This window comes from Hyunsoonleella rubra, assembly GCF_042684665.1.
GTDB lineage: Bacteria > Bacteroidota > Bacteroidia > Flavobacteriales > Flavobacteriaceae > Jejuia > Jejuia rubra.
Genome location: NZ_JBHULY010000039.1, coordinates 208,133 through 226,527, shown reverse-complemented (window position 1 = coordinate 226,527; position 18,395 = coordinate 208,133). Strand labels below are relative to the sequence as shown.

The 18,395-nt window shown below is 37.5% G+C and carries 8 protein-coding genes; 1 reads left to right on the top strand and 7 read right to left on the bottom strand.

Translation table 11 applies throughout. The annotated features are described in order from the left end of the window. Window positions 1–48: 48 nt before the first annotated feature. The 4 genes from ACFSR8_RS15490 to ACFSR8_RS15475 are packed head-to-tail and all read right to left on the bottom strand — an operon-like array spanning window position 49 to window position 11,492. Window positions 49–3,294 carry a family 78 glycoside hydrolase catalytic domain gene (locus tag ACFSR8_RS15490; protein ID WP_380293674.1) on the bottom strand — a complete coding sequence of 1,082 codons (3,246 nt, stop codon included), beginning with the start codon at window positions 3,292–3,294 and terminating at the stop codon, window positions 49–51. Between the two features lie 6 nt (window positions 3,295–3,300). Further along, complete coding sequence (locus tag ACFSR8_RS15485) at window positions 3,301–5,628, bottom strand: glycoside hydrolase family 78 protein (protein ID WP_380293672.1); 2,328 nt, start codon at window positions 5,626–5,628, stop codon at window positions 3,301–3,303. Window positions 5,629–5,679: 51 nt separating this feature from the next. After that, a complete protein-coding gene (locus tag ACFSR8_RS15480) occupies window positions 5,680–8,211 on the bottom strand; it encodes a family 78 glycoside hydrolase catalytic domain (RefSeq protein WP_380293670.1) in 2,532 nt (843 codons plus the stop codon). 23 nt (window positions 8,212–8,234) lie between these two features. After that, window positions 8,235–11,492, bottom strand: coding sequence for a family 78 glycoside hydrolase catalytic domain (locus ACFSR8_RS15475; protein ID WP_380293668.1), 3,258 nt, complete (start codon window positions 11,490–11,492; stop codon window positions 8,235–8,237). 174 nt (window positions 11,493–11,666) lie between these two features. On the opposite strand from ACFSR8_RS15475, the gene ACFSR8_RS15470 reads away from it, so the two are divergent. After that, window positions 11,667–12,542: an AraC family transcriptional regulator gene (locus tag ACFSR8_RS15470; RefSeq protein ID WP_380293666.1), complete on the top strand. Its 876-nt coding sequence runs from the start codon at window positions 11,667–11,669 to the stop codon at window positions 12,540–12,542. 7 nt (window positions 12,543–12,549) lie between these two features. Here the strand turns inward: ACFSR8_RS15470 and ACFSR8_RS15465 are convergent, their stop codons facing one another. From ACFSR8_RS15465 to ACFSR8_RS15455, 3 genes are all read right to left on the bottom strand, one after another. Next, a complete protein-coding gene (locus tag ACFSR8_RS15465; protein ID WP_380293664.1) occupies window positions 12,550–14,463 on the bottom strand; it encodes a hypothetical protein in 1,914 nt (637 codons plus the stop codon). A 137-nt stretch (window positions 14,464–14,600) separates the two neighbouring features. Beyond that, window positions 14,601–16,589: a T9SS type A sorting domain-containing protein gene (locus tag ACFSR8_RS15460; protein ID WP_380293662.1), complete on the bottom strand. Its 1,989-nt coding sequence runs from the start codon at window positions 16,587–16,589 to the stop codon at window positions 14,601–14,603. A 174-nt stretch (window positions 16,590–16,763) separates the two neighbouring features. Continuing rightward, window positions 16,764–18,338 (bottom strand): T9SS type A sorting domain-containing protein, encoded by a 1,575-nt coding sequence (locus ACFSR8_RS15455; protein WP_380293660.1) that lies wholly within the window; start codon window positions 18,336–18,338, stop codon window positions 16,764–16,766. Window positions 18,339–18,395 lie beyond the last annotated feature (57 nt).

Here is an 18,395-nt window from a genome sequence, read left to right as displayed (position 1 = left end):
TTTTTAGCACCTATTTCCTATAAGTATGTGTTATTGAAACTTAACCGGTTATTTTTGATTATATAAAATTTTCAATTCTTTGATGGAAGGTGGTTTTTTAGCATCTTCTAGGAGCAATCTACATTTTGTGGTTGTCACCCCATCAAAGTCATGTGTTTTATTTGTTCCGCAAATGGTTCCTTCTTCTATATCTTTCCACTCATTATTTTCCCAATATTGTAGTTTGTATGATGTGATATTCTTTTCAAACTCATCAATAATTATCTGATTAAAGGTTTGTGGTTGTATCCACTCAAACTCTAAATATTGATTTTTTGTTTCGGTAGCCAACCAGCGGGTGTCATTATCGTCATCATTTACTCTAAAGGCTTCAAAAACGGGTAGTTTTTCTGTTTTAATAAACATAGATGATGCGTTAACTCTTGCAAGTTTAGACAGGTTTTTAGTCCCTCCAAGTGGCTTAGGGAATTCCGTATCTGGTACCGTATCTACCTTAAAATCATAAACTCCAGAAGCCACATTGTATATTATATAATTGCCTACTGCTTCACTTTTTTCGTTACCCATATACGCTATACCTTCAGAACCTTCTGCTAATTGTCCTCCCTCTTTTACGTCATCTTTATTATTTGCAGGTAAATAAACTTTAGCTGTAGTGTTCACAGGAATTTCTATATGAAATACCGCACCGCTATCTTCTTTTTCCCAATTCACAACTACACTACCGTACATAGATTGGTAAGATGTATTGGCATACTCTAAATCTTTTACTGGAGTTGGTTTAATGACCATGTTTTGCATGCCCAATTCTTCGGGATTAGGGCGAATGCCACCAAAACCTTTAATAAAATATCCCCCAATACCCGTGTAACACGTGTGTATTTGACTATTCCCTATGGCCGACCAACGTTCTGGCCATACCGTTTTACCTTGCTCTAAAAAGTATCCGTAGCTTGGGTGGTGTTTGTCTTTTAGTAATTCGTGAATTAAATCCATACGTTCCCCATATTCGGTAAAATATCTGGTGTACAGTGCTTGTCCAGAACTTCCTGTATCGTAATATGGAAATCTATATAATACGTTATCTGTTAAGTTTGCTTCTACTCTTTTCTTTTCAGATTTTGGTGTAACACCTGCTAACAGAGCAAAGGCTTGATCTACCTGTTGCCCATTCCCATAAGTACCTGTTTCTGGATTATAGGACAGTTTGTGCGTGGCTTCGCGTTGTACTTTTAAACGCCTTGCATACTGTTTTGCATCTTCTGTTTTGCCTAATACTGTGGCAATATTTTGCGCGTTTTCTAACATAAAGGCATATAAGCAATTGTTAAAATGCACCGCTTCTGGCGAGTTGCTACTAGTCCAAAAATTACCTCTTGGGGTACACCAGTCGCCTAACCCTGGAAATTGCCTTTGCCCTTGCTCTCCAGCTTTTAGCGCTCCTCCAGTTTCGTAATTAGAATTGTTATATAACCATGTCATCCATTTTGTCATTGACTCATAATTATCCTCCAATACTTTTTTATCGCCCAACATTCTATAGGTTTCCCAAACCGTCAGGGGATTATTGGCTTTCCACATTAAAAACGGACGGTCTTCTTCATTAATAACCGCGCGTATTTTTCCATCGGCAAATTGGGCATCTCGTGTGTATTGTAAATATTGGTCCATGTAGGCGCCACTTTCAAAATTTGGTAGTGCATCCCCGTACATTGCAGCAACAGTTACTTCTCCCCAGCCACGCCTTTCCCTGTGTGGGCAATCAACCAAAATACCATCCATGGTATTGGCCAAGTATGTATCGAGGTTTACTTTGTAAATCCTATTAAGTAACACATCAGAAGATTCAAATTGGCTTATTTGCTTTCTATTGTTGGTTACTACATAGCCTTTTGCATCGTAAATTCTAAGTTCAGTTTTTAGACCATAAACGGTTATATACCTTCCACCGGCAACATTAAAACGGTTGGTGAATTTACCATTTCCAGATTTCCCGAAAATGTATTTGCTCTTTTGATTCCAATTCATTACGACCTCCTTCTGGTCGCTTATTTCAAAAAGAACAGAATCGCCTTCAACGCCGTTTTTGAGGTCTATCTCAAAAAATCCGGTATAATTCCTCCCCATATCTATGCGATAGGTGCCATCTTTGTTATTTCTAACAGCTACAGGTTTTATTTCTTCAAACTTAACCTGGGGTTCAACCATTTGCGCACTTAATTGGGCCGTTATAGGCCCATATAATGCCCGCAGCTCCCTGTTTTTATTGCTATTTAATGCAAACCTTATATTATTTCCCTCGGGTATTTTTTTGTTTAATGCTTCATGATTGTAAACGGTTGCATTTATCCAATCCGTATCGTCATACTCAGCAGTATTCCAATCGTCCTCGCGTTTTCTATCGTCAATGGTTTCGCCGCCAAAACGTAGAATGTCCCAATCGCCATAATATTCGGAATGGCTTTTTTTGGTTTTCCAAGAGGTATCCGTTTTTAGAGTGAGTTTCTCTTCTCCAACAACAATTTCGGCCTGGGCCTTAAAAACAAAAGGAATGTTTCGGTATTCCCTGATGCGTCGCCATCTTGACCAACCTGCAGCATGCCATATAGCAATGACGTTATCTCCTTTTTTCAATTTATCCGAGACATCATAAGTGAGGTACGGAATCCGTTTTTTCATGTATGAAGACACCGGATTCAATACATTATCCGTAATTTTTTCTCCGTTTACATACAATTCGTGATACCCGAAAGAGCCCACAAACACAAAGGCTGAGGAAGGGTTGTCTTTTAATTCGAAATTCTTTCTGTACCAGTTATGGTCTGTCTTTTTCTGGTCTGGTTTCATAATCCAATCGCCTTTCCAGTCAGATTGGTTTAACAAGCCCATAGAAAATGAAGCAGGGTCACTCCAATTTGAAACAGCACCACCTTTATCCCAAATTTTTACTTTCCAGTAATATGCCTTTGCAGAGGCTAAAGGAGCTCCTTGATAGGTATTATTTACCGATTGATTAGATTTTATTTTACCAGAATCCCAGATGTCTCCGGTGTTCTTGTTTAGATTATCCAAACTACTGGCCACAAGTATTTGATAAGCCGTCTGTTCTTGACCTCTGGTTGCCGTTTCATCCACCAATTTCCAACTTAATCTTGGGCTTGTATTGTCTATGCCTAGTGGATCTGTTCGATACTCGCAACGCAAATCGGTAAGTTTTACCGATGAAGGTTTACAACTAGTTAAAGCGGATATCACAAATGCTAAACTTAGAAAAATTGAAATACCTCTTTTCATTTTTTACTATTCTGTTATTTTTAAATTATCAAATAGATTTTCATCATAAGAACTTGCAAGCATCACATACCCATTACGCTTTGTATTCGATAGCTTAGTAATTGATTTTCCGTCAACAAAAGCTTCTAAGTTATTATCCTGAAATGTAAGCTGAAGATTATGCCATGTATCGTCATTAAACTTTTTCATCCTACCACTTTCTAGTTCATCAGTATGAAACATTAGTTTCCATTCGCCATTTTTAGCCAGTTGAAAACGATAGCCCTTTAAATAACTGGTTGTTACTCGACCTCCTAATTCCACGTTACCTCCTTTAATAAACACATCGACACTACAGGTATAGTTTTTCCAATTCACATCACCAATTAAAGTATTTGGTTTTATGTTTGAACGCCTATAAACGCGCATCCAGTCATAGCCCTGTTCGGGAACAATCTGTTTTAAACATTGTGAACCATCTTCTTTTAAAGCTATTTCAAAACTTCCTGTTTGATCGGAGTGATACTTGGGAAGATCTCCTGCTTTACGATCTTCATAATCTTCGGTATAAGGAAAAGGAAATGCTTTTTCCTCAGGAATGTCATAAGTTCCTTTTTGCTGTCCCGTGGTCGTGGTCAATGAATAAATACATTTGGGGTCCAATGACAATTTTAACACTCCATTTTCAGGCGTTATGGATTCTTGTTGCACAAACTGTTCGTTTTCATCGGATTTCCAAATATTGACAGTACCCATTGACAAGCCATCTGCAATTTTAATCTCTATATCCTCTTTGGTTTCCGTACAAATTACCATACTCCAATTGGAACCATCTTTCTCCTTCAATGCGACGCAACTACCTTTATAGGTGGCATCATCAAAAAGTCCGCAAGCACTGTTTAAGTATTTCCACGTATGAGGTTCTGCAAACTGCGTGGTGTGGGCTGTTGCCCAAATAGTTGGCCAAACCTCATAGTATCCGCTCCAAGGGCTGTTGGCTTTCATGGCACCGGCCTTGTCCCAGGTTACCGATTTGTAAATGGATCCTATTGGGGCCCAAATTAAAGATTTTGTAATCCTATCACGGATATAAAATTTATTGTAAATACGAGCCAAATTTAATGCGCCTGCACCATCCCAATCTTTTCCCGTCCAGCTCCAATCTTCACTTGCCCATAAGGGTTTACCAGTCTTTTTAGCCTTTTCCGTAGTGGGACGTCCCCTACCATCAACCATATTTTCATTGAATTCCCGCCCCGTAACATAATGATAGCCTACGGCTTCAACAACATCATCAAAAGCCTTGTCGTTTTCAAATTCGTTGAATATTTTCCAATCGCCGCTATTATCATCCGGTCCTTGAATTTTCACATTTTTGTAACCCCTAGAATCCAATAATGGACGTACATGGTTAACAAGCCAATCCCTATCGGTGTAATTTTCATTTTCGGCGGCCGCCACCCAATCAATATCCATATCCCATTGCTTTTTTGCCACATCAAGAAAAGAGACAAAGTATTCAGCAGATTCTGCAGTAAAAATATTGGGCTTTAAATAGTATGGAAAACTCCACGGTAAATATTCCAAGATAACTTGAGGGTTTCGATTTCGGGCTTCTTTCATTAACCAAAATTCGTACCCTCGGGATACAGGATTTTTTAATTCATCTCTAGTAATGGCATGTGAAGGCTCCGATCCACAAGTAGAGTTTTCGCCTCCACCCATTTCTACTTTTAAATGTTGAAAACCTGCACCAAATTTGGGTTTAAACAAAATATCGAGTATTTGACCTCGAATAGGATCTTCGTAATCATACAACAAATCTGTAGAAGCTCCTGCACTAACACCTCCAATACCTTCAAAAGTGCGTCCTTCGTCATTCCCATCTAACAGTATTTGTACGACGCCATCTTTTTCAGGAAGGATAAGAGGCTGAAAGGGCGTTTCAGGATTTTCGATTTCACCCATTTCAAACCATGCCGGTTCACTGTGGGTTACACCCCTATTATTTCCCCAAGCAGTTACCATCCAATACACACGCTGACCTGGTTTAAGAGGTTCTCCACAATATTTGAATGGTCCAGTTTCTGAAGTACTCGTTGGTCCTGTATCCCAAATATCTGGATATTTTAGTTTCTCAATTGAAGTTGCCATCATAATGCGATAGCCACCCTGTTTCGGGCTATTGGCATCGCCGACAAACGTCCAACTAAACTCTGGTCTTGCTTCAACTATACCTATTGGATTTACCTGTCCGTTGCATTGTAAATTGATGACTTCCGTTGCCCAAGTTGTTGTAGTTAACACTAAGCAGATAAGCAGATAAATACTTTGGTTTGATTTTAAATACTTCACAAACATTTTACAGTCATTAAAAATTTATAATTCAATTAAAGCAATGTTCTACTACAGATTAATGATTACAATATGTTTTCCTGATTTCAACTTAAATGTATTGTTTGTAATACTTTCATTGTTTAGTAGAATCTGTTTCGCTTTAAAATGAGGCAATTGCACCATGGCTGTTAACGTTTTTGGAACAGTTATTAACCATTCAATTTGGTCATTATTCTTTTTCCAAGAGCTTACAATTCTACCTCTGGGTGATTTATGTGTGACTTCACACCATTGCAAGCCTGATAAAAAAGTTGGCATTAAAATAAATCGCTCAAATCCTGGAAAATCTTCGTTAGGCCTTATACCTCCTAAACTTTCATGAAATGAAGCGGCGAACCCACTTTGCATTGGGTGGTTAAATGAATGTCTATAATACCGCTCCTTTTTGTCCCAATTGCTAACACCTTCTGGCCATACGGTTAAATCGTGTTCCTCGGTCATAAATCCCAAACTCGGATAATCGGTAATACTCCATAAGTGCTTTGTCACAGCATCATGTCCGTAATCATTCAACAAGGTATATAAGGGACGATGACCAAAAATACCCGTACTGTAATGTCCATTTTTATCTTTCATGATAAGGCTTGCCAAATTATCGGCAACCAACTGCTCTAAACCTTCAGGAACCAAACCAGAATACAATGCAAATGCATTACCTGTTTGTGAGCCGTATGACTTAGTTTCTGCATTAAAAAAAGTTTGATTAAAAGCGGTCTTTACCAATTTCGCTTTTTCAGCATAATTATTAGCGGCTTCTCTTTTTCCTAAAACCAGTGCCATTTTTTCCATAGACACTAAAGACTGATAATATAGTGCAGTTGACGTCAATGCGGGTGGTGTATCCATTTCGGGATTACCTCCAGGTGGGCACCAATCCCCAAATCCGCCATTAATAATCCCATATTCTTGTACCTTTTCATCCAGGTAAGCCATCCAACCTTCCATCATATCCCAAGCACCTTCAATAATGGTCTTATCGCCATAATACACATACGAAAACCATGGTACCATAATAGTGGCAGCTCCCCAATCCGGTCGCGCTTGTAAACAGAGACGTTTTCCAACGGAAATATTAGACGGCGCGCGCGAATCATAAGGAAAAGGGTCTTTAAAATGTGCTTTAGACACCCCTAAAACTGTTTCCATATCTGAAGATGTTTTTTGCCACAAGCGCTTTAAATCGAAATTAAAACTAGCGGCTTCTGCCACCACATAAGCATCGCCCATCCACGCACAACGTTCGCGGTGCGGACAATCACTTAACAAGCCTTGAATATTATCTTCGATAGTCCACATGGACACGTCGTAAAACTTGTTTATTAATGGGTCTGAACATTTAAAAGTTCCTATACGTTCTGCATCTGTGCGTACCAGCCAACCCGTAAATTGACTTAAATCTGGTTCTTTACTTAACCCTTCAATTTGAACATATCGAAAGGCATGATAGGTAAAACGGGGTTCCCAAGTTTCAGTTCCATCACCCTTACAGATATATACATCGGTTTGCGTATTTCCAGTTACGTGAATCCCAGTTGATGCGGGGTCTATATTTTGTTTATCGGGCATGAGATGTTCAGCAAAACGCATTTTTACAACAGTACCTTCTTTCTCTTTTACAGAAATGGCCAACCAACCCGTCATGTTTTGTCCCATATCCAATATCCAACCCTTTTCTGCTTTCCTTACAGCAATGGGTTTAATTGGTCTAATTTTCCGCATGGGCTCTAAATCCTGCTCCAATAAATTATGCGTTGGTGCTTTCATTATTTCTGAAGTTTCCCATGAGGTATCATCAAACTTAAAGGTACTCCAATCGCTCAACTCCGCTCGTGCATCATAAGTTTCACCTAAGTAAATATTATCAAAAAGTATTGGACTACCATGTGCCTTCCAGCTTTCATCGGTTACAATTTGTTCTTTAGTCCTGTCTTTGTAGAGTATATCTAGTACCAAAATTGCTCTGGGTTTTCCATAAGCAAGTCCTGGCCAAAATGCCATATTTTGCCCATAAAACCCATTGCCCAGCATTAATCCCACACTATTGTTTTCACTAATCGTTTCTGTAATATCATGACGCACATAAAAAGCCCGCTTATCGTATGAGGTTTGAGCAGGGTCCAGCACGCGGTCTCCAACTTTTTTACCGTTTAAATAGAGCTCATAAAGTCCTAGCCCACAAACTGCGATTTGCGCCGATGCAATATCCTTTGAAATTGAAAACGATTTTCTTAAAAGCACTGATGGGTGTGTTTTTCGTCTAGTCACTTTTAAGTCCTCTTCAGTCGGCTCCCACAAATTAATATTCATTGGAGGTTGGTTACGCATAAGTTCTCTCGATGCCCACTTTTCTGGGCGATTGTCCTTGGTGTAGCCAATCCATTTTGCATTTTCCCAATTGATTAAAACTTTGACGTCGTCATGTTTTTTGTGAATTTCACCAACAATTTGGGATGTAATTACAACACCTGTTTCCTGTGCGAATAGTAAATATATTGCCCCAAAGACAAGTAGTAGAATTGAATACACTTTAATGTTTTTCATATCAAGGCTTTAATACTATTATTTCATTTTGAATGAAAGATTTTAAATTCTGAAATGGCTGGCTTGTCCTTAGAACTCTTTATATATATTCTACATTTTGTAGAAGTTACAGCCTCAAATTCATGACTCTTATTTGAGCCTAAGTTAGAATCACTGGCTACATCCTTCCAATTGCCATTTTCTAAATATTGAATTTTATAACTCAAAATATTGTCACCTTTTTCTTTAATAACTATATTATTAAAAGTCTGCTGTTTAAACCATTTTACTTCTAGCCATTCTTTAAATTTTGTATTTGCCTTCCAGTACGTTTCCAGGTTTTCATCGTTTGCTCGAAATGCTTCAAAAAGCGGTAGTTTTTCAGAATCGATAGTCATTGAAGACGCATTCATACGTCCTATTAATGCCAAATTATCTGGTTTATTCAAAGGCTCTGGATAACTTACTTTTGGCAATTCTGCAACTTCAAAATCATAGCTACCTGATTCTACTTCAAAAATGATAGAATTACCAACCGCATCGCTTTTCTCTGAACCAACATATTTAATAACCTCAGACCTTTCAATATTCATTCCTCCTTCAAGAACTGATTCTTTTTCATTTGCTGGGATATAAACTTTAGCTGAAGTATTTACAGGAATTTCAATATGAAACGTTGCCGTGTCATCAGTAATTTTCCAATTTGATACAACATCACCGTAAGGCGATTGATAACTTGCATTTACATAGCTTAAATCACCAACAGGAGCAGGCTTCACGATAAATTGTTGCATTCCTGGTTGCTCTGGGTCTGGTCTGATACCCGCAAAACCTTTAATAAAATAGCCACCAATACCCGTGTAACAGGTATGAATTTGACTGTTCCCAATAGCAGACCAACGCTCTGGCCACACCGTTTTTCCTTGCTCTAAAAAGTAACCATAACTAGGGTGACGTTTATCCTTTAGCAGTTCATAAATTAAATCCATGCGTTCACCATGTTCAATAAAATAGCGCGTGTAAAGGGCTTGCCCCGAACTACCCGTATCGTAATAGGGAAATTTATATAAAACTTGGTCCACCAAATTATCGTAAACCTTTTGTTGTTCCGACTCTGGAGTAACTCCAGAAAGCAGAGCAAAAGCCTGATTGACCTGATGCCCTTCTCCGTATTTTCCAGTTTGCTCGTCATATATCTTTTGATGTGTTGCCTTTCGTTGTACTTTTAAACGGTCTGAAAATAGTTTTACATCATCCTTTTTATTGAGGGTTTTTGCAATTTCTAAAGCCGATTCTAACATAAAAGCATATACACAATTATTAAAATGCTCGGATTCTGGAGAATTACTCGACGTCCAAAAATTACCTCGTGGTGTACACCAATCGCCCAATCCCGGGAATTCTAGTGTACCGCGTTTGCCAATCTTTAAGGCTCCTTTCGAATCATAATTGGAATGCTCGTACAACCAATGCATCCATTTTTTTAGTGTTGGATAATGGCTTTCTAAAAGTTTTTTATCTCCTAGCATTCTATAGGTTTCCCAAATGGTAATTGGACTATTTGCCATCCACATTAAAAACTCAAAATCGTCTCCATTAATAACGGCTCGCATTTTTCCATCATCTGCCTGAGCATCTTGCATAAATTGGGCATATTGCATCATGTAGGCGCCACTTTCAAAATTAGGTAAGGCATCGCCATACATGGCGGCAACGGTCACTTCTCCCCAACCTCGTCGTTCTCGATGTGGGCAATCTACCAAAATACCATCAATGGTATTGGCGATATAGGTGTTCAGATTTACTTGATAAATCTTGTTTAACAACTCACTTGAGCTTTCAAATTGACTTATTTGTTTTCGGTTGTTGGTTATAACGTAACCTTTAATATCTTTCAATTCTGGTATATAATTAATACCATAAACCGTTAAGTAACGTCCTCCTGCAAGATTGAATCTATTGGTAAAATGTCCCGTTCCAGTTTTATCATAAACGTATTTACTGCGCTGTTCCCAAGATGCGGATACGTCTTTATGATCGGCAATTTCAAAAGTAACGGTATCACCATCTTTACCATTATACAGATTCATTTCGAAATAGCCAGTGTAATTTTCACCCATATCAATCACATAATGGCCTTCCGCGTTTTTAGTAACATCAATAGGCTTTACCTCCTTGTATTTAACTTGAGGCTCTACCATTTGGGCACTTAAGGTCGCTGTAATTTTACTTGTGGGCGGGTTAGCATCTGTACTCGGGGCTCTTATGGCGCCTTTTGGCCCTAAATTAACATCAGCCATACCAACATCCTGCATTTCTGGTTCATCAAAAACAACAGCATTTGCCCAATCACTATCATCATACTCAGCGGTATTCCAATCGTCTTCACGTAAACGTTCGTCAATAATTTCACCACCAAAATCCAATATATCCCAAGAACTATGATAAGAACTGTAGCTTTTTTTACATTTCCATGAAGCATCTGAGACTATGGTAATCCTGTCTTCACCTAAATCAATATTAGCCTGAGCTTTAAACACAAAAGGCGGGTCGAAATAAGCTTTAACACGTCCCCATCTTGCCCAACCTGCGGCATGCCATATACCAATAACATTATCTCCTTCATTCAAATAATCTTTTATGTTATAGGTAAGATAAGGTAAGCGCTTTTTGAAAAAGGAATTTACGGGATTCATCACCTCATCGCCTACTTTTTTACCATTGACATACAATTCATGATACCCAAAAGATGCTACATGAATGAATGCAGATTCTGGGGTTTTTTCTAAAATAAAATTCTTTCTATACCAATTATGATCTTTTTTATTTTGGTCTTTTTTGTAAATCCATGCTCCTTTCCAATCGCTTTCCCCTAGCATGCCCATTGAAAAATGAGCAGGTTCACTCCAGTTTGAAATCCTATCATCTTTATCCCAAACTTTTACCTTCCAGAAATACTGCTTTCCAGACTCTAAAGTAGTTCCTTCAAACTTCACATTAACTGATTGATTGGATTTTGTTTTGCCAGAATCCCAAATATTACCAATATCCTTTTTAAGATTATCAAGACTATTGGATACTATGACTTGATATGCGGTTTGTTTTTGCCCTCGGGATCTCTCAGCGTCAACCATAATCCAACTAAATCTTGGGGCTGTATTGTCAATACCTAAAGGATTAGTTCGGTATTCGCACTTTAATTCTTCAATAGTAATTGAAGAAGACTTGCACGACACCAATGAAAAAAATGCAATAATTATTACAAGTGATGAAAACCTAGTGGTGATAGGTGTAATTTTCATTTTTAAGGAAGTTTAGTTTTGTTAGTATGATGGATAAATTAGAAAAATACATTTACAAATGCATCATGCCGAAACCTGTATGCCTACAATTATTCTAATCTAGATGACGTAAATTTCTTTTATTTTCTTGTCAAAAACAATTAACAAATTGATATATTAGTTGCACAAAATGATATGAAAAATAGTTATAGAAAATATCTTATTACCACTAAAAATGATGATTATTGGGGGTTTTACATAAATAATCTAGGACGAAATGTTATTGAGAAAAACTCTGAATATCCATCAAAAGACCATCCGGACCAATATAATTTCACATGGAAAGAAGGTCGGATTTTGGATGAATTTCATTTAGTACTTATTACAAAAGGCCAGGGTGTTTTTCAAAGTAAAGCTACAGAAAAAATAAATGTTAATGATGGCGATATGTTTTTGCTGTTCCCTGGGATGTGGCATAGCTACAAGCCTAAAAAAGGTACAGGTTGGACTGAACGATGGGTTGGTTTTTCTGGAGAAATAGCTTCTAAATTTCTTTTGAATGGTTTTTTTAATAGTGAAAACCCAATTATTTCAAAATGCAATAGACCCTCTGTTTTAAATCACTTTAATACGCTTTTTAAATTATTTGATGAAGAACCCTACGGTTACCAAAGATTAGCCTCGGGTATTTGTTTGCAGCTTATGGCCGAACTTTATAATATTAAAACTGGTGGTAGCAATGCAAAACATCTTAGTTCCATTGTATCGAGAGCCAAACAAACCATGTATAAAAACATAAATTCAACTATAGATTTGGTCGCTATGGCATCCCAATTAGGTATTAGCTACTCTAAATTTAGAATAGATTTTAAAAAGCAAACAGGAACTTCGCCATTGCAATACTTTTTATTATTGAAAATTGAAAAAGCTAAGGAACTCCTTTTACAGACGGATAAATCTCAAAAAGAAATTGCTTTTGAATTAGGTTTTGAATCGGACTATTATTTTAACCGACTGTTTAAACGTAAAACAGGTTTAGCCCCCGGTAAATTCAAAAATAAAACAACTTAACACCAACTTAACTAACTAATATTGAAATCTCTATCGCTTTACTATCTTCAAAAAAGATTTCAAACGGTAAAGCCTCTACACCAGGCACCATATTAAAAGTTCTTTTACCTTCAAGTGCTTTCATTTTAATTGGTGCGTTAGCTTTAATGGTTACTAAGCCTTCTGGTTTTTGAACTATAATTTCAGTGTCACTTACTATTGTAACTACTTCATTATTTGGAGAAACAATTGGTAATACAAAAGCAGTTGGAGTAGTGATTTCTTGATTCGTTTTAGCTAAAATAGTAGTTTCATTGGCACTGCATCTATAGGTAATATCAAAATCGTTTGCTGTTCCCTCTACTAACTCTCTCTTACCATTTTTCAATTTTACATCTGCAACCAAATCTACAACGCCATCCACATCTTTTGAAGCCACAGTAGCTGGTAAATCATACAAATTAGTATACCAAACATCATCTTTGAAAGTTTCTATGCGAGGCGTTAAACAAATGTCCTTTCCTGGTTGTACTTGTTGGTTATTCTTTTCAACCATCTCATACTTTGCCATACTCGCAGCACAGATTAAACCAACTTTATTGTGATACAAAATACCTAAAGCACCACCTGAAGCTTGCCTAAAATCCTCTTTGTAATGGTATTCAGCGTCATAAGCACTTACCGTTCCTCTCCAATCACCTCTTGCAAACAAAAACACATCCAAATCCTTAAAATGCTTGACCCCATCTGCGGTTAACCTTGGCAAGTTAGTATTCTTATTAATCTCTGGAAGATGTTCCCAATGGTCTAACAATGCCGCCAAAGGTTTAGCATGTGTAAACGTATGGTGCACGCAAGGAGGAATTTCGGCTTCGATAAAACCAGGGCCCCCATGAATTAAACCGTCTGCTGTACATCTTTGCAATAGTTCTGTATTTTTTACTGCCGCTGTTCCAAATGCAGGATTTATATGTGCCATCATTCCAAATGCGGGTTGGCTACCATCGCAGGTCCTACTTCCCCAATAACTCCACTTGTACATACGGTTACCCCAACTGTTATCCCAGGCACCGTCTGGTAACATAAATTCTAAATGACTATTTAACGATTTTGTTAATATTTGTAAAAGTTCTTCATCTTTTTCCTTAAGGGCATACATTACCAAGCTATTTAAGGTTTCCTCTACATTATATCCTAAATCTACGCCATGCAAGCCTTTTTCGCTTAATTTACTGGAACTTTTTTTACACTCTCCAAATAGCAAGCCTTCGTTTGGAGTAAAATAGGCTTTTACTTGAGAAGCTAATGTCTTACTCTTGGCTTTAAAATCATCTCTGTTTAAAACACCTCCTATTAAATTTAATCCGTAAACTGCAGTTCCTGGGTAATTGATGTTTGTAAAATCGATTGTAAACGTATCATAAATATACTGTCCCGCCCGTTCCAAACGGTTTGTCCAAGCTATATGCGTTTCATCATCCAAAACATGACCATGGTAATGCAATGCCTCTGCCAAGGCAATGGCTCCAAACACGGTAATACCTTTCCATGATTTTGGGTTTTTGATAACGGTCCATGAGCCATCTTCCTGCGAGACATTATTTTCGGCCCAAAGCATTACCAATTTGGCACCTTCAATATATTTTTGGTCTCCCGTTTTATCTGCCATATACAAAAAAGGATATACCGCATCCATACATCGCCCGTGAATATGTGAACATGAAGGGCAACCTAAAGCACCATGCACTTCTAAATTGGACGGATTGTTGATTTGGACTTTCAGCATTCCATCACTCCAATCTTTTAACAAACCTGTAATTAGGTTATTAAATTCGATTGAATGTTCTGGATGGCTTTCGCATGCATTTAGCAATCCTGCCATTGGCAATGATAAACCAACACCGGCAAAAGTTGATAATTGTATAAAGTTTCGTCGTTTCATTTAGTATATTTTTATGCTTCATGAAATTTAAAAAGATACCCTTTATAAACCATCCTGTTTTGTCCTGTTTACAAAATAAAAAAAGCCAGAAACAAATTTGTTTCTGGCTTTTCTACACTTCTAGATTTTTCTAATTTTTATTTAATAACAAGTTTTGTGTGATATGTTTTATTCCCATCAACAATTGCCTTTACTAAATAAACACCTGCTTTAAAATTAGCGCTGTCAACCACCAAATCACTTCCATTTGACACATTTTGATAAACGCGTTTTCCTAAAATGCTATAAATTTCTACACCCTCAATATTGCTTATGTTTTTCAATGCAATTGTAAACCTATCATTAGCTGGATTAGGATATATTTTTATTGAAGCCGTTTTTACTTCTGCGTCAGAACTACTTAAAGTTGTAGATTCCAAAATCCATTTACTTCTGTTATCTGTATTGGTGGAAATTACCATAGCATTGTCTACATCATGGTATAAAAATGGTACTCCTGCCTTACCAACGGCTTCAAAGCTATAGCTCCCATCTCCGTTATCAATAACATCCCACATCTTATCATTATCACTAATTGGAGGTGAAACATTGGTACTTACCAATTCAAAAGCACCGTTATGCCTTATGACACCTTTTGATCCGAACTGGCTATCAATATTATAATAACTAGTTCCAGGAACTGCTACAAATTGCCATTCTTTATCCGAACCTTCTCCAGAATCACTAGCTACAATTGTAGTCCCTGATGACATCAAATACTTGTCAGTAGCTACATTTTTTAGTCTATAAATACCTTCTGGCGCATCTCCTGAATCCACAACCTCCATTTTGTCGTATGTGGTTTCTGCCCATCTAATTTGAGCTCTACCGCCTCTAACTCGGTAAGCCCCATATCTAATACCGGATTCTAATCCTCTTTCTGGGTCAGGAATATTAAAGTTAAAAGGGTCTCCTCCAATTACGGCATCACAATAATGTATTTTTTTTGTAGGATCGCTTGGATCTTCTCTAAACCCTACCTCTAGTTCAAAGCTAACTTCCTCATCTTTATCTACCTGCTTTAAAAATACAACTTCTCTACCGCTACTTCCTTCTCCACCACGTTCTGTGATACGTTCAGCATAAATATCAAAAGCCACTTGCTTGTCCGCATTTATTCCTGTGCCGTAAACAGGATGTGCTCTATATAAACAAATGGCTGGGTCCGGAGAACCTCCCCCTCCAGTATGCTTACCTTTGGCTTGTGCGATGTAAGTTCCATCTTGACCAAAACTACCTGCATCACCTACCTCTAATATCCTGAATGTTCCCGTAAATCTTGCATAACTCCCAACACCTGTTTCTCCAGATCTAGATAAGGAACGCTCTATTCTTGGTTGTAAGGTAGCTCCGTCCCAGTGGTTTGACCCATCAGTAATATTATATACCCCCCAAGTTTTTCCATAAAGATCAAATTGCGAGTAATCGGAGTAGCAGGTTCTATCATCAGCAGTCCCTACATTAACAGGGCTAGGTACATCTACATTTCTGGTACTATCGTTTTGGAATTCACCTGAAGATGGACAAGTTAGATCTGCACTCGTATCTTCATCATCCGGTACCACCACCGGAGTTTGTACATAAGGAACAAGTTCCCAATTGCTTCTATCATCTGTATCTGCGACTAAAGCATGAGTTACGGTTCCATCTACTTCATGATACATAAATCTACCTGGTGTTCTAGATTCAAACCTATACGTATCATTTGTACTATTATGAGATATTGTCCACGTTTTATCATTATCACTAGCTGGTGGGGCCTTAAATGTACTTAACACTACATAAGGCCCACCTGGGCCACCTGCACCTGGTGCACGCAATATCCCAGCACTATCATCTTTATTATCTATATTATAAAATGCCCCACTTTCTACAAACGTCCAATGGGTACTTACATCGTCTTCATCTAAATTATTTGTCATGGTAACAGGTTGCGCGCTCGCACCTGCATCGGTTAAAAATTCCCCTGTTGCTACATTTCTCAATCTGAAAGTGTCACTAGAAGGAAGTACGCCTTGCGCTGTTATACTAGATGAGCATAACGTTAAAACAAAAAATAAGATGGATTTAAGAGTAATTTTTTTCATAGCAGTATTAATATTAATTTGCTGATTTTTAATTAAATAGCATGTAAATTTATTAAATATAGCGTAATAGACTATCCTGCGCTGTCCTGAACTGTCATGAATTTAATGTACCCGCCGGATATTTCATCAAAACCATCGAGTTACAACAACCAAACGTTAGCTAATGATAAAAAGTTACTTTACAATCAACTTGGAATGAAACATACGGTTATCTCCGGTAAAGCCTTTCACCAAATAAACACCAGACTCAAAATTTTCCTTAACTTCAAGCTTGCCGTAGCTGTTAGTCAATTTTTCATATACAACCTTACCCAAAATATTGTAAATAGTAACTTTTGTAACATTTATATTTTGAAAGTTTATTGTGAACTTATCTTGAACTGGATTTGGATATATTTTTATTGAAGCGTGTTGATTTTTTTGATTAGAAATACTCAATGACTCACTTTTTAAATTAGCTTTCCATTTACTTCTGCTATCGCTCTCTGAAGCAAAAGAATGGATTACATTTCCATTTGTATCATGATATAAGAATCTACCGCTACCAGATTCAAACCTAAATGTATCATCTGAGTTGTTATAATGTATTATCCAAATTTTATCACTTGTACTATCTGGCGAAGGCCATTCTGTACTTAAAATAACATAAGGACCTCCTGGACCTCCTGAACCTGGAGCACGCAGTATTCCTAAAATTTCACTATCAATATTAAAAAATGGTCCTGTGTTAACAAAAGTCCAATGTGCGCTTTGAGCTTCATCTGTATCACTCATAGTAACTGGAGTAGCTTCTACACCTGCATCGGTTAAAAATTGACCAGTAGCAACATTTTCTAAACTATAGACCCCTTCTGTTAAATCTGGATCATCATTTTCTATGGGCTCTCCTTCCACCTCCTCCATCTCGTAAGTTGTATTTGCCCACCTAATTTGGGCTCTACCACCTTTAACCCTATAGGCTCCATATCTAATACCTGATTGCAAACCTCTTTCTGGCTCTGGAATGTTCCAATTAAAGACTTGCCCACCAATAACGGCATCAGCATAATGTATTCTTTTTGAAGGATTGTTTGGATCTTGTCTAAAACCTACCTCTAGCTCAATATCTGTCGGTACATTTTTCTGAATATTAGTTAAATAAACATAATCCCTACCTGGACCAACTCCTCCTCGCTCGTTTATTTGTTCTCTATAAATATCGAAAGACACTTGCACATTACTATTAACCCCTGAACCATATATTGGTAACGCCAAATACAAACAGATAGCAGGATCAGGCGATCCTCCTCCACCAGTATGCTTCCCTTTGGCTTGCATGAAATAACTACCATCTTGACTTAGCGCACCTCCTCCAAAAACATCACCCACTTCAAGAATTCTTACGGTTCCTGTAAATCTAGCATAACTCCCAACACCTGTTGTTTGAGATCTGGGTAATGAACGTTCTATTCGAGGCTGTAAAGATTCTGGAAAATGGTTTGAACCCTGCGTTATATTGTACACTCCCCAACTAGTGTCATAGACATTACTTTCTGAATAATCTGCATAACAACTTCTATCATCAATTGTTCCTACATTAACAGGATTTGGCAAATCTGATGAGGTTCTAGTTTCGTTTCTAAACTCATTTGATGCTGGACACGATAAGTCTGGATTCGTGTCTTCATCTGGTGCCGTTTGAGCATTAACTGAAATTGCAAAAAGAACAAAACATAAGAATAGAATAGGTTTAAGAATATTTTTTTTCATAGTTATTTAGGGTAAACAGACTTATAATTCACCAAAATACTTATATTTAATTAGCTT

What these genes read in the sequence shown, in the direction of transcription:
- ACFSR8_RS15465 (WP_380293664.1), bottom strand. Translation starts at nt 14,463, where the DNA reads ATGAAACGACGAAACTTTATACAATTATCAACTTTTGCCGGTGTTGGT.
- ACFSR8_RS15455 (WP_380293660.1), bottom strand. Translation starts at nt 18,338, where the DNA reads ATGAAAAAAAATATTCTTAAACCTATTCTATTCTTATGTTTTGTTCTT.
- ACFSR8_RS15475 (WP_380293668.1), bottom strand. Translation starts at nt 11,492, where the DNA reads ATGAAAATTACACCTATCACCACTAGGTTTTCATCACTTGTAATAATT.
- ACFSR8_RS15490 (WP_380293674.1), bottom strand. Translation starts at nt 3,294, where the DNA reads ATGAAAAGAGGTATTTCAATTTTTCTAAGTTTAGCATTTGTGATATCC.
- ACFSR8_RS15470 (WP_380293666.1), top strand. Translation starts at nt 11,667, where the DNA reads ATGAAAAATAGTTATAGAAAATATCTTATTACCACTAAAAATGATGAT.
- ACFSR8_RS15460 (WP_380293662.1), bottom strand. Translation starts at nt 16,589, where the DNA reads ATGAAAAAAATTACTCTTAAATCCATCTTATTTTTTGTTTTAACGTTA.
- ACFSR8_RS15480 (WP_380293670.1), bottom strand. Translation starts at nt 8,211, where the DNA reads ATGAAAAACATTAAAGTGTATTCAATTCTACTACTTGTCTTTGGGGCA.